This window comes from Arthrobacter rhombi, from assembly GCF_039526245.1.
Classification (GTDB): Bacteria; Actinomycetota; Actinomycetes; order Actinomycetales; family Micrococcaceae; genus Arthrobacter_H; species Arthrobacter_H rhombi.
Genome location: NZ_BAAAIV010000005.1, coordinates 161,543 through 179,840, shown reverse-complemented (window position 1 = coordinate 179,840; position 18,298 = coordinate 161,543). Strand labels below are relative to the sequence as shown.

Below are 18,298 nucleotides of genomic sequence, written 5' to 3'. Positions count from 1 at the left end.
GCCCGAGGCGGCTAGATGCCGTCCTGGGCTCCCAGCAGCGAATGGGCGGACAGGGGATCGTCCTTTCGGACATCGATCACATGCCCCGTCCGGCTGCCGATAAGGGTCTCCAACGACGTCCTGGCTACGGTGCCCGATTCCAGCAGTGTGCTGGGGTCCTCGGCGCCGAAGGCCTTGGTGCGCATGGGCGTGGAGGTGCGCTCCGGGTTCACGCAATTGACCCGGATACCTTCTTGGGCCCATTCGTCGGCCAGGGCCTGGGTCAGGTTGACCGTGGCCGCCTTAGCAGAGCTGTATAGGCTGTAGCCGGCTCGTCCGCGCGTATAGGAGCTGGACGTGAACAGCAACAGGGAGCCTTGGCTCTCCTGTAGGGCGTCATGGAAGGTCTGGGCGATGAACACGGGGCCGAGGTAGTTGATCTCAGTGGCTTGGTAGACGGACTCGTCGCTTTCCTCCAGCAACAGGCCCCGGGGCAAGACGCCAGCCGTGTTGACGACGAAGTCGATGCGTCCCAGCTCGGCGAGCACCTGGTCGCGCGCCGCCACGACGTCCTCACGGCGGTCGACGTGCGTGTTGGTCGATGAGCGCGAGAAGGTCCGCACGGTGCATCCGAAGGCCTCCGCCAACTGTGCGATGTCGGCCCCGATCCCGTAGGACCCGCCGAAGACCACGGCGACTTTTCCGTCGAGGGCACGACGCAGCACATCGTCCTCCAGCAGGCGGCGGCCGTCATCGTTGTAGAGCTGGAAGAGCTTATCCGCGATATAGATATCGATGGGCTCGGTGACTTTCATGTTGCGCTCCTCGCCGGGCACGACGCCGATGGCGACGTCCGGGGAATAGCGCAGGACCACGCTGCAGTCATCGGTCGCGGCGAACGCGGGGTCCTGGCCGGCTCCGACATACGCGCGGCGCAGCGTGTTCAACTTGAACGCCTGCGGCGTTTGCCCGCGGCGAAGGGCCGAACGTGGTGGAACGTCCCGGATCACTGGCAGGCTGCCAGTCCCCGGGTCGACCTCGATGATGGTGTCGGCGGAGGGGATGGCTACATCCACTGCATCGTATTCACCGAGGGCAGCGACGACGTCGTCCAATACCCGCTGGGAGAGCAGAGGGCGCACCGCGTCGTGGAGAATGACGTTGCAGTCCTCCTCGCCCAGGGCAGCCAGGGCAGCCTGGGTAGTGTCGTTGCGGGTGCCCGAGCCTTCGAGGACCTGCGTCACCTTGGTGAACGAGTTCCTCTTGACCATAGACCGCACATGGTCGAGGTAGCCAGGCGTCATCAGGACGATGATCTCGTCGATGGAGGCGTTGTCCTCAAAGATGGCCAGGGTGTGCTCGATGATCGGTCGACCGGCGATCTTGATCAGCTGCTTCGGGATTCCCAAACCCACCCGTTCGCCGACCCCGCCGGCCAGAATTACCCCTACATTGCGCATGTGCTCGTGTACGTCCTTGTCTATGGTGCTCCCGGGCCGGGGCCTCCCCGGCCGCGCGTGGTCGTCTGCCGGTCGCTGTTAGCTCAGTTCCTTGACGATCTGGCTGATGCTGTCCAGCGTCTTCTTCAATTCAGAGACATGGCGCTCGTCGAAGGCGCTGAGGACGCGCTTCATTTCCGTGGTGGAGATTCCGCTGGTCCGGGGCAGGTACACCACTTCCACCCGGTCTTCGAGGTCGTCGAACTTTCCCCGCCAGTCATCGCCGATGCCGAAGACGTCGACATCGTATTTGTCGATGTCTTGGCGCTTCTGCGCCCAGTTATCCTCTGGGATGGCCTCGTCGACGTAGCGGATGGACTTGACGATTTCGATGCGCTGCTCGAACGGGACGATCGGCTTCTTGCCCTTGATGGCATTGAACTCGTCGGTCGATACGCCCACGATGAGGTGGTCTCCTTTTTCCTTCAGCCGCTTCAGGATGTTGAGGTGGCCGATGTGGAAAAGATCGAAGGTGCCGTAGGTCAATACAGTTTTGCTCATGGGTTACCTGACGTCGTATGGCAATTGTTAAACACCACCCTAGACGACCGGCTCTGGGTGTTTACCCACCGTTCAGGCCGTGTTTGAGGTCCGGACCTCAAATGATCGGGGGCCGCCCGGCCAGCGTCATCCGCAGGTGGGTGCTCCACTTGAGCTTCGGGCGCGGTTGTTGGTACCAGGGTGAGGTCCGGTAGCCGGAGACCAGCCCGGACAGGTGCTGGCGCAATCCGTTGCGGTCTTTCCGTAACCTAATGATGTTGATCAGCGTCCAGGAACCGACGTACACCCAGCTGAAAGGCCAGCGGAGGTTCCGTCGGGCCAACCACACACGATTGCGCGCGTTCAGCCGATAGAACTCACCGTGGCGACGTGGATCCACGACCGGGTGGCAGACCCTAAGATCACCCGCGTACCAGACCCGGTGGCCGGTGTCCCAAACCCGCCACGCCAACTCGATGCCTTCGTGCGCGTACCAGAACCCGCCAGCCCATCCGCGCGTCTCCTCGAAGATCTCTCGCGGCAATAACAGGCAGGTCTCCCCCACGTGGAAGATATTGCTTGACTCTTCTGCGGTGCGCTTGTTCAACCGCGGAATCCACCGACGAGGCGACTCAAGGTCGTCGGGATCGGCGATCCGCGGCATCAACATCCCCATGTCCGGATATTTACGGAAGCGTGCGACCGCCTCGGCGAGGAAATCCGTGTCGGGAAGCCAGGAATCGTCGTCAAGGAAGAGAACGAACTCCCCGTTCACGTGTGGCACTCCCGCATTGCGTCCTGCCGGAATGCCGAGGTTCTCTTCCAAGTAAACCGGCGTGAAGCCGTCCGGAAGGCCACCGGGCATGGTGGCCGGGTCCCAGCCGTTTCCCACCACAGCAACATCGATGTCGGCACCCAGCTGGAATTCCAGGGAAGCGAAAGCCCGCCGAAGCTCCTGCGGCCGGTCACCCATGGTGAGGATGACGACGCCAATGGTCGGTGGTGTGGTCGTGGAGCCGCGGGGGGCCAATGCTGCCTCCTAGGCGCTAAGTCGAGATGAGGCCATACTGGCCACGAAGTGCCCCAGGGCGACGAAGACGGTGACTGGGAGCATAGCCCACAGCATCCAACTTTCCGCCGTACCGGGTTGGTCGATGAAGGCCGAAACTATCGACGCGACCAGGATCAGCAGGCCCAATTCCACGGCGTGCAGCAGGCGGTGGAACGGCAGGAACCGGGCGGCCTTGCGCAGCTTGCCCAGCAGCGTGGTGGACGGGATGGCGCGAGCTTCCCCCGTGTCAGGCAACTTACCTAGACCGGCCATCCCCCGGGCCGCGTGGACCATGAGGCTCAGCGAACGGTTTAGCACCAGCAAAAGCGCGACAATGGCGCCGATGAACAGGATTTGATAGTCCATACCTGCGGTATCGGGTCTGTGTCCGAGGGCGACCCGGGCAGCCAAGGCAATGGGCAGCAACGCTTCCGTGGTGTGGTGGCCCACCATGTCGATGAAGATGCCCTTGGGCCCTTGTGTCTGCCGCCAACGGGCCACTTCACCGTCACAGCAATCGAAGTACAACTGGAGCTGTGAGAGAACGACAGCAAGGAGGGGGCCCCAAATGCCGGGAATGAACAAAGCGGCCGACATTCCCCACCCGGAGAGGATCATCAGCCCCGTGACACCATTGGCGGAAATGGGGGTGCGGATGAGTAATGCCGTGAGGTAGATCGAGATATGGCGCAGGTAGAGCTCGGCAGTCCAGTGCTCGGCATTGCGTCGGGCTCGGACTTCCGGTGGCTGGCAGACAGCGCGCAGCTGTTCCAGAGTCGGTCTGCGGGGTCGGATATGTGTCGGCGTCACCGGAGATCCCCTCCCCTACTGGCGGCCGAATTGGCTAGCCGACTCCGATCTGCCGTCTCGCCGGCACCTTGCAGTCGACCCTTGACGAATCCCCATGCCCACGGAAAGTGGATCGCGGGGAGAACCCCTGCAAGCAATGCCCGCTCCTTTGGAGTGTCGAGATCTGCACGGCAAGCAACTGATCCGACAAGGCCCGCATATACCAATGGCGCCGCACGAACAAGCCGGAGGGCAATGCGGCCGAACAGCGAAAGTTTCTTCGCAGGTACCAACCATGCGACGAGCCCGGCCACTGTGCTTCCAGCCATCACCGGCGGGACAAAATGCCGCAATGACCTCCCTTCGGGATAACGGCGGGCCAACTCGCCGCGCCACACCCCGGCTGCATAGCTCTGTGAACCCAGGCTACGGAAGCGGTCTCGCGGATAATAGCTAACCGATAGTTGCGGGTCGAACCAAACATGAGCCCCAGCGTTACGGATCCGCAAACACAGTTCCCAGTCCTGACCGCGCCAGAGGGTCTCATCGTAGAACCCCACTTGATCGAATATCTCACGGCGAAAAATACCCAAGTAGGCAGATTCAGCTGGCCCATCAGGCGCACCAGAATGGTAAGCGGCACCACCCAATCCGAAGGGCGAATTGTATGCCGCGGCAGCCGCGCGCTGGAGTGGGTTCCTTCCCCTGGCATCCATTCGTCCGCCGACATCCGCTGCTCCCGTTCTCGAGAGCGTAGCTACACCACGTTGGGTGTAATCCAAGTCCAAAATACTATGGGCGTCGACGCGAACGATGATCGGCGCAGTTGACGCCTTGATCGCTAGATTTAATCCGATCGGTGTCCGACCTTTGGGATTCTCCACCCATCTGATCCGCGCATCCGTCGCCGCCATTTCCCGAACCACTCCGGTGGTCCCGTCCACGCTCGGCCCGAGGGCCAGGACTATTTCCTTCGCACCCCCATAACGCTGTGACAAGATGCCCTCGACCGCATCCCGGATATATTCTGCTTCGTTGAGCACCGGCATGACATAGCAGACCGAGGGCAGGGGTTCACCCGGCATTACTTCTTTGATTCCTGATATGCCTTGACGACTTCCTTCGCCTGGCCATCCATCTCGAGGACCCCCTTGTTGAGCCAGATGACCCGGTTGCACGTATCAAGAATCGACTTCATGGAGTGGGATACCAGGAAGACCGTACCGGCCTGTTCCCGAATTTCCCGGATGCGGGCCTCGCTACGCTGACGGAAGCGTGCGTCACCGACGGCCAACGCCTCATCTACGATGAGGATCTCGTGTTGTTTTGAAGCGGCGATGGCAAACTTTAGGCGGGCCGACATTCCCGACGAGTACGTGCGCATCGGTAGGTCGATGAAGTCCTCGAGCTCCGCGAATTCGACGATATCGCGTCGCATCTGCTCGATTTCCTTGCGGTTGTATCCCAGTGCCAACCCGCCCAGGGTGATGTTTTTGTCTCCCGATAAGTCGGGAATCAGCGCGGCTCCAACTCCAAGCATATTTGGCCTGGAGGACGCATATACGGCACCTGAAGCCGGCGGTGTCAGGCCCACAATGCTGCGCATCAACGTGGATTTTCCTGAACCATTCGATCCGATGACGCCGATGGATTCATTCTCATAGGCAGTGAAAGAGACGCCTTTAACTGCATGGACTTCGCGTAGTCCCCGCGTGGTCGTCATTAGCCGCCTGCCACCAGCAGAACCGGCTGATTTTCCGCTGGAATACACCTTGTAACGTACGTGAAGGTCTTCCACCACGACTACTGGCTTTCTTCCGCCATCGGCGCCGCCCGCCAAGGCGGCATCGGCTTGGTCCCTGGCTTCACTGCGGGCAGTTGCGTTGGACTTTCGAGTATTCTCCGCTGGAGCGGCTTCCGTCGTCGTGCGGCTTTCCCCGTGCTTGCGTTGTCCTGCGGCTGGTTCCTCTCCAGGAACCACCTGATCCGACCGCCTTTCAGCAGGACCCTCGGTTGCCCTCCGCGCGGCGCCCGAAACGGGACGACGCGGGCGAATCAATTCATCAAAACTAGTCGACTCGCCCATAGCGCTCCTCGGCTTTCCAGAAGAAGATGATACCGAAGGCCAGCATGAGGACCGACCAGACGGAGAGAAAAGCCCAATACTCCACCGGGTACGCAGTTCCCATGATGCAACCCCTGGCGATTTGCAATGTCTGGTAAATCGGATGGAAATCGAACAAGGTGACCATCACGGGGAACATCTTGAGAATCCGGTCCACCGAGAACAGCACGCCAGAGGTGTAAAAGAGAACGCGAGTCAACAGCGGCAAAAGATGAGTCAGATCGCGGACGTGAACCGTCAGACGTGCGCAGACAAGAGCTACACCGGTATTGAAAAGCGCAAAAATAGCAACGAGAGGTAGGACGAGAAGCCAGCTCCAACTGAGTTGGGCGCCAAGAATCAAACAATAGACATACATGACACCCAGCATTGGGGCCAACGTGAGCAGTTGTTGGAGCACTACCGACAACGGAAGCGTAATGCGTGGGAACGACAACGATTGAACCAAGGCCGTGTTTCCGGTGATCGACCTGGCACCTTGGCTCATCGACTGGCTGAAAAATTCGAACAGAAAGACACCGATGACGACGTACATCGGGAATCCCGGCGGCTTGCTGGCCCCTTGAAGGATCCCGAAGATCGCGCCGTACATCAGGGCATTCAGGGTTGGTTTGAGGACTACCCACAACATCCCCAGCCTATTTCGGCCATTGCTGGCCTCGATCCGGCTGCGTGCCAATTCGTAGGCGAAATCGCGCCTGCCCCATGCCTGCTGAATGTAGGGGACGAGTTTCGGACGCGCGCCGACTCGATGGAGCCCTTCAGGGCTGACGGAACTGACCACCGTCATGCGCTTTTGCTCCTCATTTTGTTGGGGTCTCAAGGTTATCGAAGTAAGAATCCATCTTATCCGAGCGTAATGCCTTCCCCACATTTTCGACCGCTTGCTTGTCCTCCAGCACAATGGACTGGCCGTCCGCTGAACGGGACTCGCCCGCGGTCGGAAGCGTAAAGGAATGAACATCGTTGGAACGGATGTTCTTCAGCTGAAGCCCCAGGCCGGCGATGGTCTGTGCATCGAAGGAATCGTCGAGGGTGAGATAGGGAGAGACCTTGTCGATGACCTGGTATAGCGTTCCCGGGTTGGTGAGGGTCTGTGCGGCCAGCATCTTGTCGATCACGGCGTTGAGGAACTTCTGCTGGTTCTTCACCCGTTGGTAGTCCCCGTCGACGAACGACTTGCGTTCGCGGACGAACCGCAAGGCCCGGTCACCTTCGAGGTTCAGCTCTCCGACGGGGTAGTAATAGTCGGTGTCGTTGGCAGTGAAAGCGATGTCGTTTTTCACCTTGACGCCGCCCAACGCCGTCGTCAGGTCCCGGAATCCTTGGAAGTCAACCACTGCGACATGATCGATCTTCGTGCCGAAGAGCCCTTCAAAGGTCTGCACGACGAGCGGAACTCCCCCGAACGCCATGGCGGAATTGATCTTGTTCTGCCCGTGCCCTGGGATATCCAGCCAGGTGTCACGCATCACCGACATGACATAAACACCCTTGCGATCTGCCGGCACGTGGACCAGCATCATGGTGTCCGACCGCTGGCCAGTGCCTCCATGCTCGATCACATCACCAGTGACCTGGTTGGCGCCACCAAAGTCCGCGCCCATGAGCAGGATGTTCATGGATGAGTCTCCGGGGTCCTTGACCGGGCGACCACCTTCATCGGGGAACGCCGACGCCAGAGTTTCGGTTTTCCCGTCAAAGGTGTTGGCGAGCGTAAAGATATACCCGCCGGCTACGACAGCAGCGACGACGACAACGGAAACGACGACAAGGATTACTGCTCGTGCCCGATGCTTCTTCGGGGATGCCATGCGGCGCGGGACATGCCCCGGTTCCGGCGTCGTGCTGTTCAAGTGGTCTCCCGTGGGGACGCATCCGTGCCGCCGTCAGACAAAACACGAAAGGTCGACCCATTCAAATAGTTGATAGTGCGTCAGCCATTCTAGATCCCTGGACTGGGAACCGGCTGTGCACCTGCGGTGACTGAAGTCTAGCGGTCCAGGTCCGCCACGAAGTCCTTCAGCCACGGCACCAAGTCGCCACAGAGGTCCTCGCGTTCCGCCGCCAGGGAGATCACTGCCTTGATATAGCTCAGTTTATCTCCCGTGTCATAGCGCCGCCCGCGGAAGACGACGGCGTAGACGCCACCGCCCGGCGCGTCGCTGGCTGCCAGCTCCTGCAAGGCGTCCGTGAGCTGGATCTCGTTTCCGCGGCCGGGCTTCGTCTGTTCCAGGACTTCGAAGACCGAGGGATGAAGGACATATCGTCCGATGACTGCGAGGTTGGACGGGGCGTCTGCCGGATCCGGTTTTTCCACCAGGCCGTTGACTCGTACGTAGTCCTGGCCGTCAACGGCGGTGACGTCGGCACAACCGTAGGCGCCGATCTGCGACGGTTCGACCTCCATCACGGCAATGACCGAACCGCCGGTTTCCTGCTGTACGCGGATCATCTCGCTGAGTAGTTCATCGCGTTCGTCGATGAGGTCATCGCCGAGCAAGACGGCGAAGGGCTCGTTTCCGACATGTAGTTTGGCGCAGAGGACCGCGTGGCCGAGCCCCTGGGGATCGCCCTGGCGAACGTAGTGGATGTCACCGAGTGCGGTGGCCTCTTGGACCAAGTCCAGTTTCTTCGTGTCGCCCTTGTCCGCAAGCACTGCCTCGAGGCTGGGAACCCGGTCAAAGTGGTCCTCCAACGCCCGTTTGCTGCGGCCGGTGATCATCAAGACATCGCTCAATCCGGCCTTTGAGGCCTCGGCAACGACGTATTGGATGGCTGGCTTGTCCACCACCGGAAGCATTTCCTTGGGCATGGCCTTGGTGGCTGGCAAGAAGCGGGTCCCCAATCCCGCAGCGGGGATCACTGCCTTCGTGATGCGCGTGGTCTCAGTCATGGGACTGACTTTACAAGATCAGACGCCAGCTAATGGACAAAACGTCACCGTCCATTGCGGAACCGGTTGACCACGGAGCGCGGCAAGTATTCGTCCACGTCGCCTCCCAGTGCCTGGACCTCCTTGATCAGGCTCGAGGAAAGATGCGCGTAACGGTTGTCGGCCGCAAGGAAAACGGTCTCAACACCCGTCAGATGCCGGTTCATTGCGGCCATGGGGATCTCGTACTGGTAGTCCACGACCGACCGGAGTCCTTTCACGATCGCGTCGGCACCTACCTCGCGGCAGAAGTCCGCCAGCAGGCCATCACCCATGGGCACCACCGTGATCCCGGCCAGCCCGGAGACGGTTTCACTGGCCATCGCGATGCGCTCTTCCTGGTCGAACCGGTACTTTTTGGCATAGTTGGTCGATACCGCCACCACCACCTCGTCGAAGAGGTTGCTGGCTCGGGCAATGATTTCCACGTGGCCCTTGTGGATGGGATCGAAGGATCCTGGGCAGACGGCTCGGCGCATACCTGCAATCTACCAATCACGACGACGATGGTCGGCAATAATCGTCACCTGGGTCGTGTCCTTGTCATACTGGTGCCCATGTCCCCTAGTTTTCCTTGGCAGCGCACAGCACAGGGTGCGAATCTTCTCGGCAGCGACGGTCACCTAGCAGCCACGATCTTCGAGGAGATCACCGTGCTCGCAGGGCGACATGACGCCATCAACCTGGGACAAGGATTTCCCGATACCGACGGGCCGGAGTTCATGGCCGAAGCAGCTGCCATGAACATCCGCTCCGGGCACAACCAATATGCTCCAGGGGCTGGCATCGCCGAACTGCGAGAGGCCATCGCCGGGCACCAGCAACACTTCTACGGCCTCTCCCCAGATCCGGGAACCGGCGTGGTGGTGTCCACAGGTGCCACCGAGGCCATCGCGGCCTCGGTCCTGGCCCTCGTCAACCCTGGCGATGAGGTCCTGACCTTCGAGCCCTTCTACGACTCGTACGGTGCGACCATCGCCCTGGCCGGGGGCATCCACCGAACAGTGCCCCTGAGGACTCCCGACTTCCAGCCTGATCCGGCTGACTTGGAAGGGGCCATCACCGCCAACACGCGCATGATCCTACTCAACAACCCCCACAACCCCACCGGCACGGTCTTTGGGCGTGATGTCCTCGAGCAGATCGTGGAGCTCGCCAACCGCCATGACGCCATCATCGTCTCCGACGAGGTGTATGAGCACCTGACCTTTGGCAATCCCCATGTTCCCGTGGCATCCGTCGACGGAGCGTGGGACCGAACCATCACCATCTCCTCTGCCGGCAAGACCTTTTCCTTCACCGGATGGAAGGTCGGATGGGCCACTGGCCCGGAGGACCTCATTGCGGCGGTACGCACCGTCAAGCAGTTCCTGAGCTACAGTTCAGGTCCCGCGTACCAGCCGGCCGTGGCCCAGGCACTCCAACTTCCAGACAGCTACTACGCGGACTTCGCCGCAGACTTGGGCGAACGCGGCACACAGCTGGCCGACGGCCTGGAGGCCTCAGGGATGGCCGTTTACCGTCCCCGGGGAACATACTTCGTGGTCGCCGATGTTGCCCCGCTCGGATTCGACGACGCCGCGGACCTGGCCCGCCGGATGCCGGAGGCCATCGGAGTCGCCGGCATACCCCTGTCGGTCTTCTGCCACGACGAGGGCGCCGAGGCAACTCGAACGCTGATGCGCTTCGCCTTCTGCAAGCGGCGCGATGTCCTCACCGAAGCAACCCGACGCCTGGCCGGCCTCCCACAGGCGCGACTCGCGTGAGTCGGCCGCACGGCAATATGCAACGGCGGTGGCTGGCCGGTGTCGGGGAACACGCACACATCGAACCGGACGCATGGGTGCCCGGGGCATGGGTACTTTCAATTGGCGGGGCCGAGCAATCACACGTCAACCTCGACAACCCCGCCGACATCTTTTACGAGTATCTACGCCGGCTGGCCAACCACCTGGACCTCCTCGCGGAGCCCGACGCCCCGCTGAAGGTCCTACACCTGGGAGCGGGAGCGTTGACGTTGGCCCGTTACTTGGAGTCGACGCGCCCGGGAAGCGAACAAGTGGCCGTCGACTCCGAACGTGAACTGCTTGGATTCGTCCTCGACACTCTCCCGGTACCTGCTGAAGCCAGGATTCGGCTAGTCATCGGCGATGCCCGGGAGGTCCTCGCTGACGAGCTTGCCGGCGAGAGATTCGAGGCCGTCGTCCTGGACGTCTTCGCCGGAGCCGATGCCCCCGAGCATCTGCGCGCAGACGAATTCCATCTCGAGATCCAGAGGGGTCTGACTCCCGGCGGCATTGCCTTGGTGAATGTGGGTGATGATCCGCCTCTGGCCTTCCTGCGCCAGCAAATATCTGCCATGGAGGAAACGTTCCAACAGGTCACCGTTGCTGCGCCGACAGAGCTGTTTGACCGCAACTATCCAGGGAACTTCATTCTGATGGGAACCGACACGCCATGGGATGCGGAGCGGATCAATGCCCTGCGGGCTCTCGGCCCACATCCCGGCAGTGTGCTGACCGGCATCGAACTAGACGGGTTCCGCAAACCATAGGATGGTTTCGCCGTACTTTTTCGACGACACCGCCACCAACCCATCTGGCCACACTGGTTCTGGCGACCGGCTGGAGCGTTCCAACACAACGAGCGCCCCCACATTCAGGAGCGGCACCAGGGACTGCAGCGTTGTGGCCAGTTCATCCTCGGTCAACGGGTAGGGCGGGTCCATGAATACCAGATCCCAGCCCCTGCCTGTCTCCGTTTCCGCGGCGAGGAAGGTGTTCACCGTTCCGCGTCGGACAGTCACGGTGTCGGAGCGCAGCAGTTTGTTCACCAGGGACGCGTTGGCTTGGCAGATGCCAATCGCCTTGGGTGCCTGCTCAACTAGGACGACAGCGCGAGCTCCGCGGCTCGCCGCCTCCACTCCGAGTGCGCCCGATCCAGCGTAGAGGTCCAGGACACGGGAGCCGTCCAGTTCATCCCGGCTTTCCAACCGGGAAAAAAGCGCTTCCTTGACACGGTCGGTGGTAGGCCGGGTCGCGTCACCCGGCACCGACTTGAGGCTTAGCCCACCGGCTGCCCCAGCAATAATCCGTCCCACGTTCGCCTATCCTCGTTCCAGAAATGCCTGCATATCCTCGTCCACCCAACTGTGGACCATGGCCACCAACCCAGGATGTGCCGCCATCCCACCGCTGCTGGCGACAATCTCCTCCGCATCGATGCGGGCGGCTTCGATGACCCGGCGATCGCGGACCACCCGGAGGATCTTCAGGGTGTTCTGTCCCCCGGACTGCCGGGACCCCAGGACGTCACCCTCCCGGCGTTCGGCAAGGTCGACTTCCGCCAGTGCAAATCCGTCGGTGGTCGCGGCCACCGCCTCCAATCGCCTGCGGGAGGGATGTCCGGGTGGCAGCCAGGTGGCCAGCAGGCAGGTGCCGGGCAACCCGCCGCGGCCCACGCGACCACGAAGTTGATGCAGCTGGGAGACTCCAAAGGAATCCGCGTCCAAGATGATCATGGCGGTGGCGTTATGGACGTCAACGCCGACTTCGATGACCGTGGTGGACACCAGGATGCCGGTCTCCCCCGATTCGAAGCCGGACATAGCTTCTGCCTTTTGCTCGGCGGACATCCGTCCGTGCAGCATGCCGACGCGGATGCCGGAGAACAAGGGCATGGTGCTGATGCGTTCAAACATCTCCTCGACGGTGGCCTTGGGCGGTGTCGGAGAGTCCGGCATGCCGTCGTCGTTTTCCGTGCCGCGCTCCCCTGGCGCCTCAGCAGCCATGTCCTCTTCACTAGCCTGCTCCGTGATGCGCGGACACACCAGATAGACCTGGTGGCCCTTCTCAACTTCCTCGCGCATCAGCGCGAACATCCGGTCCCGGTACCTGTCGTCGTAGAGGTTTGCCAGATATGTGCTGATAGGTGCCCTGCCCGACGGCAGCTCGGAGAGGCTACTGATCTCCAAGTCTCCGAATGCTGTGATGGCGACGGTCCGCGGGATCGGGGTAGCCGTCATCACCAGCATGTGGGGTTGCAGTTTTCCCTTGGCCCTCAAGGTGTCGCGCTGCTCGACACCGAAGCGGTGTTGTTCATCGACGACGACCAAGCCGAGCTCGGCGAAGAACACATTGTCGGAGAGCAAGGCATGGGTACCGATGACGATCCCGGTCTCACCGGACGCCACACGCAGCAGGACCTCCTTACGGCGGGCAGCTGGCATCGACCCGGTGAGCAGGTCCACCCGCGTGCCATCCGAGTCGCCATCTAACTGGCCACCACGGCCAAGGGGCCCGAGCATACGCGAGATGGATGCGTAGTGCTGTTGAGCCAAGACCTCTGTCGGTGCCATCAGGGCAGTCTGTCCTCCAGAATCAATGACCTGGAGCATGGCGCGCAGGGCGACGATGGTCTTGCCGGAACCGACTTCACCTTGAAGGAGCCGGTTCATGGGCCGATCTCGGGCCAGGTCGGCTGAGATCTCCAGCCCTGCGGTGACCTGTCCCTCGGTGAGTGCGAAGGGCAGCGAGTCCTCGAACCGGTTCAGGATCCCATCCATGCCCCCGACACGTGCGGTCGCCGGTTGTCGGAATCGATGGGCGCGACGTTCGGCCAGGGCCGACTGCAGTACGAGGGCCTCGTCGTAGCGGAACCGGTTCTTGGCGGCTTCGCCTTCGCCCACGGTCTCCGGGTCGTGGACCGTGTGCAGCGCGCGGGCCAACTCGGGCAGCTGGTGTCTCGCCCGGAGGAAACCCGGGACCGGGTCGGGGTAGGTGTCGGCATCAACGCCAGCCAGGACCAGGGCCATCATGGCGCGCAGTGTCTGGCTGGGGACCGCCGCGGTAGCGGGATAGATCGGGATGGGCCGGGGGTCTGCCTCCTCGGCCGTGTCCAGCAGCGCATATTCGGGTTGGGCGAGCTGGAGCGCGTGCCGGTACATCCCGACTTTGCCGCTGAACATGGCCACTGTTCCGGGAACCAGGTCCTTGGCCGCCTTGTAGCCGTTGAAGAAGGTCATGGTCAGGCGACCATGGGCCTGGCCGAGTTCGTCCTCGACGGTGACCTGCAAGAGCATGCCCTTGCGACGTTGCATCCTGCGCTGTTCCGAGGTGACGACCCGGGCCACGATCGTCACGGGTTCACCCAGTGGCAACTCCACGATGCGGGTCAGCTCGCCGACGTCAAGATAGCGGCGGGGAAAGTGATGCAGCAAGTCTCCGCACGTTTCGTATCCAAACGCCTTGTGGACGGAGCTGGCTGACTTCTCGCCCACGGCATTCCGAAGTGGGGTGGCCGGGCCGAATGCGGTCGATTCAGGCATCGTGGGTGTACAGGTCCGTAACTGAAATATTGACCGGGTCACCGGCTTGGCGGATGGCTCCGAGGGCATCGTCCGCCTGGGGGACATGGACATGGACGCGCCACCGGTAGCCATCGGCTCCGTCACTGACAGCACTCATCACCACGGATGTCCCGATGGCGTCCAAGCGGGCCCTTAACGTCGCCGCCTCGAGGGCATCGAGGGCGATGGTGCACATGACCTCTACCCCCTCCTCCGCGGTAGTGGCAGCATGGATGTGCGGATCTTGGATGCCATAACCATGAAGTGGCGTATAGCGGGACTCATCGAGGGGTTCTCCCGTGACTGCCGCATGGAGTGTGTCGATCACGAGCATCATCCCGACGGCCCCGGCGTCGACCACCCGGGCGTTCGTCAACGGACCGAGCTGGCTCTCGGTGCTGACCACGGACGTCAATGCGGCCGCGTGGACGGCATCGAGGACTTCTCGGAGATGTGCACGGCTGGATGAGTCGGCCGTCGACGTGGAGATGACCTCGCCTGCGGCACGGGCAGCAGCAGCCGCCACCGAGAGCATCGTGCCCGGTACCGGATCGCTCAAGGCCGACCAGGCACGGACGCGCCCTCGTTCGAGAGCGGAGGCGAGCAATGGACCGCTCAGGCGTTGGTGTCCGCGCAGCGGCTCGGAGAATCCGATGAGGTACACGGCCAGCAGGGTCCCGGAGTTGCCGCGAGCCGATTCCATCCCGGCACGACCAGCCGTGGCCAGGAATTCGCCGAGGTCATCGGTCTGCAAAACGGAGATCGCGTCGTGCGCGGTGCGGGCCGTGAGGTAGAGGTTGGATCCCGTGTCGCCGTCAGCCACCGGGAAAATATTGATGGCATCCAGCCGATCGCTGTGATTGGCCAGCGAACTCACCATGGACTCCAGCCAGCCTGCAGCCGCAGCCACTCCCGTGGCGATTTTGCCGGTCATGTTAGTTCCCCTCACGGGACAGTTAGAGGCCGTGCGATTGCACGAATTGGTCGACGTTGTCGTCGCCCAGCGCGGTTGCCAGTTCCTTGATGGCATCGTCGTCGGGGACCACGATGGATTGTCCGTCGGACGAACGTCCGGTACCAAGGTTTGGCAGGGTAAAGAAATGCATGTCCTTGCTGCGGACCCCGGCGAGTGACACCCCGAGTTTGCCCACCTCGGCAGCTCCAAAGCTATCGTCCACGGCAACGTAAGGGGAGATCTCATTGACAACGTCAGAGAGCTTGGAAGGGTTCGCCAAGGTTTCTGGAGTCATCAGCTTCGCCACCACGGCCTTGATGAAACTCTGCTGGTTCTTGACTCTCTGGTAGTCGCCGTCCTTGAATGACTTTCGCTCACGAACAAACGCCAGGGCCTTGTCGCCCTCTAGATGGGTCTGCCCTTGAGTGAAGTCGTAATGTCCATATCCTGAAGTGAAACTCGACGGGACGTTGACGTCGACACCGCCAATGGCTTCCGTCAGGCCCTTGAAACCTTTCATGTCAACGGACGCCACATGATCGATTCGCGTGTCCAGCAGCGTTTCAATGGTTTGAACCGCCAGGGGGACGCCGCCATAGGAGAAGGCTGCATTGATTTTGTGGGTTCCCTTGCCCGGGATCGGCACCCAGGTATCGCGCATGATCGAGGTGACGAATACGCCTTTTCGGTCTGCCGGTACGTGGACCAGCATGATCGTGTCAGAGCGTCCAGCGTTTGGAACCCCGTTCAGGTTTTCCTTCTCGCCCGAGCCGCCACCGGAATCACTCCCCAGCAACAGGATGTTCTTGGAGCCATCATCTTTCTTCTGGGGACGCTGCGTCTCGGCTGGAAACGCCGATTCGATCTTCTGGCTTTTGTCGTCGAAGCTCTTCGCCAAGGTGAAAAGATAGCCACCCGCGATGACCGCCGCAATGACCACGAGGGACAACAGAGTGATGATGGTCGCCCGGACCGGATGCTTCTTTTTGCGCTCCGGTTGCCCGTAGTCGTAATCCATGTTCTCTTCGGACATGTCAGCCTTTCGTAGCCATGCTAGCGGTACCATACTAGCGGTGACCAGACGCGATACAGTGGATGGGTGCGTTTGCCTGTTGATCTTCCTGCCCGCCGCCGGGCGATTTCTGCCCTGGTCCTTCTCTGTTCTGGTCTGGCACTGGCCGGGTGTTCATCCCCGGCCAATGTAGAATCCGCAGGTGACGCGTCGAACCCGCGGTGTGCCGACATGATGGTGACGATGCCGGATGACCTCGCTGGCTACAAATTGCGGGACACCACCAGCCAGGCAACAGCAGTCTGGGGTGATCCGTCGAAGATCATCCTCCGATGTGGAGTGAATGTTCCAGGTCCCACCACCGACCCCTGCGTGTCCGTCAACGGCGTTGATTGGGTGGCCAAGGAAGGCGACGTGGCCTGGACATTGACGACCTACGGCCGGACACCGGCCACCGAGGTACTTTTCAACCCCAACGAGGTCCCCTCAAGTTCCGTCCTCACGCAGCTTTCCAGCGCCGCGGAACGGATTCCTGCGGAGGGTCAGTGCACCAACCTCAGCAAGTCCGAGGACCTGCCGTAGGTTGCCAAGCTTTCCAGGACCAACGAGTGGGCGCCTATGGCCATCTTGAGATCTAGAGCAGTTCGAAACTGCTCGGTACGGGGAATCGCTCGTTCAAGAAATCCTCTACGACCCGATCGTTCTCATCAGCACTCGCTTTGGAGGCCGCAGTCAGGTTGAGACAAAAGACATCCAAGTCACGTCGGTTTCCAAGACGCCGTAGCCGGAAAGCCGTGTCCGAGCGACCAATGTCCACGTATGCGTATTTGATTCGCCCTTCAACGGCCTTCCCCTTCACATAAGCCAGATAGTGATATAGCGACGACGCGATTGAGAGATCGTCCGGATGCCGAAAGCGTGAATTCAAAATTCTGTTAAATAGTCGGGGCTCGTCTTCCTCAAACTGTTCCAGAATGCTCCGTATTTGGGCGTGCGGCGTGTGCTTGAACTTGTTTGTAAGTACTCTGCCCGATTCTCCGAGCATGTACTCTCGGTTATTCTTGGCCGCAGCAGCAACTGGCATATCGATCTCGCTCGCTCGATCCAGGTCCAGTGTTTCCTGAGACGGAAAAAACTTGGACAATCCACTACTCGTGAAAAATAGCGTAGGAGAGACCGGACGAGCGAAAAAAATGTCATCGTTCAGGTATAGATACTTCTCGGAAAGTCCCGGTATTCGGTGAAGCTGCGACTCAATCGCATGCGAATTGAATACGGGCAGCCCCTCACAATCCGAAAAAATCTCCTTATGATCCACGATGGTGATCTTCGAATGAGCTGCATCCACCCAAGGCGGAATCTGTCCATCAGTCACGATGTAAATGTGTCGAACCCAATTTGCGTACATCTCGACTGAACGAAGGGAATATTTCAGTTCGTCCCGGCTGGAATACCTCGAGGGAGAAGCTGCGCTTTCGTGGAACGCGGAAACATCGGTCCAAGAAAGCGCCGCCTGCTTGCGCTCCAACCAAAGGGGATCGGATCCGTCGACCCATGTATAGACCACATCTATCGGTTCCGTAACCTGCATCAGGAGCGGACCCCCAAGTTCCAGGAAGTGGCCAGGACTGGTTTGGGCGTCGTTCCATTGTGAGGTACTAAGGGAACTGACTATGCTCTTTTCATGCGACGGCGAAGAAAATAGCCTTCCCGAGCAGCCATCTGCGACTTCACCGCCCCCAGCTGCGGAAGAAACGCTGGTCCAGACTTGAATGCTCACAAATTCGCGGTGATTGGACAGGGTTACTCCCCGTCTAGTAATGCAGCGCCTCCCCGCGATATAAGCAACAACGCCGCGCTTTTGCTCAAATCGGCTACTGCCCGTGAAAGCCGATGGCAATATCTGGGCAATTTGCCTGTCCACAAACCAGCCATCTGTGCCGGTCAATTCTGACAGAGTCGAGGCAATCGAAGCAGAACTCTCGCGCCGAACTACAACTGTGGAGCGAAAAGCATCAGCGGATGGAACGGTCACATATTCGATGCCGGCTGCAGAAAGCGATTCTTGGATAATCGCAAGGTTTTCTGCACCGACGGCCATCGAGTCGTAGGCACGATCAACTACA

The 18,298-nt window shown here is 60.8% G+C and carries 18 protein-coding genes; 3 read left to right on the top strand and 15 right to left on the bottom strand.

Annotated elements, in window-relative coordinates; all coding sequences use genetic code 11:
• Window positions 1-11 precede the first annotated feature (11 nt).
• The 10 genes from ABD088_RS05370 to coaD form a co-directional block, all read right to left on the bottom strand.
• A complete protein-coding gene (locus ABD088_RS05370) occupies window positions 12-1,439 on the bottom strand; it encodes an SDR family NAD(P)-dependent oxidoreductase (RefSeq protein WP_343900599.1) in 1,428 nt (475 codons plus the stop codon).
• A 78-nt stretch (window positions 1,440-1,517) separates the two neighbouring features.
• Entirely contained in the window at window positions 1,518-1,979 is a 462-nt protein-coding gene (gene tagD / locus ABD088_RS05365) for a glycerol-3-phosphate cytidylyltransferase (protein ID WP_343900597.1), read from the bottom strand.
• A gap of 97 nt (window positions 1,980-2,076) precedes the next feature.
• Window positions 2,077-2,931 carry a glycosyltransferase family 2 protein gene (locus ABD088_RS05360; protein WP_372710693.1) on the bottom strand — a complete coding sequence of 285 codons (855 nt, stop codon included), beginning with the start codon at window positions 2,929-2,931 and terminating at the stop codon, window positions 2,077-2,079.
• Window positions 2,932-2,997: 66 nt separating this feature from the next.
• Window positions 2,998-3,819, bottom strand: coding sequence for a CDP-alcohol phosphatidyltransferase family protein (locus ABD088_RS05355; protein WP_343900595.1), 822 nt, complete (start codon window positions 3,817-3,819; stop codon window positions 2,998-3,000).
• Window positions 3,816-4,883 carry a glycosyltransferase family 2 protein gene (locus ABD088_RS05350; protein WP_343900593.1) on the bottom strand — a complete coding sequence of 356 codons (1,068 nt, stop codon included), beginning with the start codon at window positions 4,881-4,883 and terminating at the stop codon, window positions 3,816-3,818. Before ABD088_RS05350 ends, ABD088_RS05355 begins: the two co-directional genes overlap by 4 nt.
• Entirely contained in the window at window positions 4,883-5,638 is a 756-nt protein-coding gene (locus tag ABD088_RS05345; protein ID WP_343900752.1) for an ABC transporter ATP-binding protein, read from the bottom strand. The genes ABD088_RS05350 and ABD088_RS05345 overlap by 1 nt, the downstream gene beginning before the upstream one ends.
• Before the next feature lie 229 nt (window positions 5,639-5,867).
• A complete protein-coding gene (locus ABD088_RS05340) occupies window positions 5,868-6,713 on the bottom strand; it encodes an ABC transporter permease (RefSeq protein WP_343900591.1) in 846 nt (281 codons plus the stop codon).
• Between the two features lie 13 nt (window positions 6,714-6,726).
• Window positions 6,727-7,779 carry an LCP family protein gene (locus tag ABD088_RS05335; RefSeq protein ID WP_343900590.1) on the bottom strand — a complete coding sequence of 351 codons (1,053 nt, stop codon included), beginning with the start codon at window positions 7,777-7,779 and terminating at the stop codon, window positions 6,727-6,729.
• A 137-nt stretch (window positions 7,780-7,916) separates the two neighbouring features.
• On the bottom strand, window positions 7,917-8,819 hold the full coding sequence (gene galU, locus ABD088_RS05330; protein ID WP_343900588.1) for a UTP--glucose-1-phosphate uridylyltransferase GalU: 903 nt from the start codon (window positions 8,817-8,819) through the stop codon (window positions 7,917-7,919).
• Window positions 8,820-8,863: 44 nt separating this feature from the next.
• Window positions 8,864-9,337, bottom strand: coding sequence for a pantetheine-phosphate adenylyltransferase (gene coaD, locus ABD088_RS05325; protein WP_343900587.1), 474 nt, complete (start codon window positions 9,335-9,337; stop codon window positions 8,864-8,866).
• A 78-nt stretch (window positions 9,338-9,415) separates the two neighbouring features.
• On the opposite strand from coaD, the gene ABD088_RS05320 reads away from it, so the two are divergent.
• Together ABD088_RS05320 and ABD088_RS05315 are read left to right on the top strand one after the other, a co-directional pair.
• On the top strand, window positions 9,416-10,624 hold the full coding sequence (locus ABD088_RS05320) for an aminotransferase class I/II-fold pyridoxal phosphate-dependent enzyme (protein WP_343900586.1): 1,209 nt from the start codon (window positions 9,416-9,418) through the stop codon (window positions 10,622-10,624).
• Window positions 10,621-11,412 (top strand): spermidine synthase, encoded by a 792-nt coding sequence (locus ABD088_RS05315; protein ID WP_343900585.1) that lies wholly within the window; start codon window positions 10,621-10,623, stop codon window positions 11,410-11,412. The genes ABD088_RS05320 and ABD088_RS05315 overlap by 4 nt, the downstream gene beginning before the upstream one ends.
• On the opposite strand, the gene rsmD is transcribed toward ABD088_RS05315, so the two are convergent.
• The 4 genes from rsmD to ABD088_RS05295 are packed head-to-tail and all read right to left on the bottom strand — an operon-like array spanning window position 11,389 to window position 16,193.
• Entirely contained in the window at window positions 11,389-11,958 is a 570-nt protein-coding gene (gene rsmD / locus ABD088_RS05310; protein WP_343900583.1) for a 16S rRNA (guanine(966)-N(2))-methyltransferase RsmD, read from the bottom strand. The two genes, ABD088_RS05315 and rsmD, sit on opposite strands and share 24 nt — an antisense overlap.
• Window positions 11,959-11,964: 6 nt before the next feature.
• On the bottom strand, window positions 11,965-14,184 hold the full coding sequence (locus ABD088_RS05305; RefSeq protein WP_343900581.1) for an ATP-dependent DNA helicase RecG: 2,220 nt from the start codon (window positions 14,182-14,184) through the stop codon (window positions 11,965-11,967).
• Window positions 14,177-15,139 carry a DAK2 domain-containing protein gene (locus tag ABD088_RS05300; protein WP_343900580.1) on the bottom strand — a complete coding sequence of 321 codons (963 nt, stop codon included), beginning with the start codon at window positions 15,137-15,139 and terminating at the stop codon, window positions 14,177-14,179. Before ABD088_RS05300 ends, ABD088_RS05305 begins: the two co-directional genes overlap by 8 nt.
• 22 nt (window positions 15,140-15,161) lie before the next feature.
• Complete coding sequence (locus tag ABD088_RS05295) at window positions 15,162-16,193, bottom strand: LCP family protein (protein WP_343900579.1); 1,032 nt, start codon at window positions 16,191-16,193, stop codon at window positions 15,162-15,164.
• Between the two features lie 66 nt (window positions 16,194-16,259).
• On the opposite strand from ABD088_RS05295, the gene ABD088_RS05290 reads away from it, so the two are divergent.
• A complete protein-coding gene (locus tag ABD088_RS05290) occupies window positions 16,260-16,754 on the top strand; it encodes a DUF3515 domain-containing protein (protein ID WP_343900578.1) in 495 nt (164 codons plus the stop codon).
• Window positions 16,755-16,806: 52 nt separating this feature from the next.
• Here ABD088_RS05290 and ABD088_RS05285 read toward each other — a convergent pair whose 3' ends face one another.
• A complete protein-coding gene (locus tag ABD088_RS05285) occupies window positions 16,807-18,273 on the bottom strand; it encodes a stealth family protein (RefSeq protein WP_343900576.1) in 1,467 nt (488 codons plus the stop codon).
• Between the last annotated feature and the right edge of the window lie 25 nt (window positions 18,274-18,298).

Coding starts and splice junctions, on each gene's coding strand:
- ABD088_RS05370 (WP_343900599.1), bottom strand. CDS start 1,439: ATGCGCAATGTAGGGGTAATTCTGGCCGGCGGGGTCGGCGAACGGGTG.
- tagD (WP_343900597.1), bottom strand. CDS start 1,979: ATGAGCAAAACTGTATTGACCTACGGCACCTTCGATCTTTTCCACATC.
- ABD088_RS05360 (WP_372710693.1), bottom strand. CDS start 2,931: ATGGGTGACCGGCCGCAGGAGCTTCGGCGGGCTTTCGCTTCCCTGGAA.
- ABD088_RS05350 (WP_343900593.1), bottom strand. CDS start 4,883: ATGCCGGGTGAACCCCTGCCCTCGGTCTGCTATGTCATGCCGGTGCTC.
- ABD088_RS05340 (WP_343900591.1), bottom strand. CDS start 6,713: ATGACGGTGGTCAGTTCCGTCAGCCCTGAAGGGCTCCATCGAGTCGGC.
- galU (WP_343900588.1), bottom strand. CDS start 8,819: ATGACTGAGACCACGCGCATCACGAAGGCAGTGATCCCCGCTGCGGGA.
- coaD (WP_343900587.1), bottom strand. CDS start 9,337: ATGCGCCGAGCCGTCTGCCCAGGATCCTTCGATCCCATCCACAAGGGC.
- ABD088_RS05320 (WP_343900586.1), top strand. CDS start 9,416: ATGTCCCCTAGTTTTCCTTGGCAGCGCACAGCACAGGGTGCGAATCTT.
- ABD088_RS05305 (WP_343900581.1), bottom strand. CDS start 14,184: ATGCCTGAATCGACCGCATTCGGCCCGGCCACCCCACTTCGGAATGCC.
- ABD088_RS05300 (WP_343900580.1), bottom strand. CDS start 15,139: ATGACCGGCAAAATCGCCACGGGAGTGGCTGCGGCTGCAGGCTGGCTG.
- ABD088_RS05295 (WP_343900579.1), bottom strand. CDS start 16,193: ATGTCCGAAGAGAACATGGATTACGACTACGGGCAACCGGAGCGCAAA.
- ABD088_RS05285 (WP_343900576.1), bottom strand. CDS start 18,273: ATGGCCGTCGGTGCAGAAAACCTTGCGATTATCCAAGAATCGCTTTCT.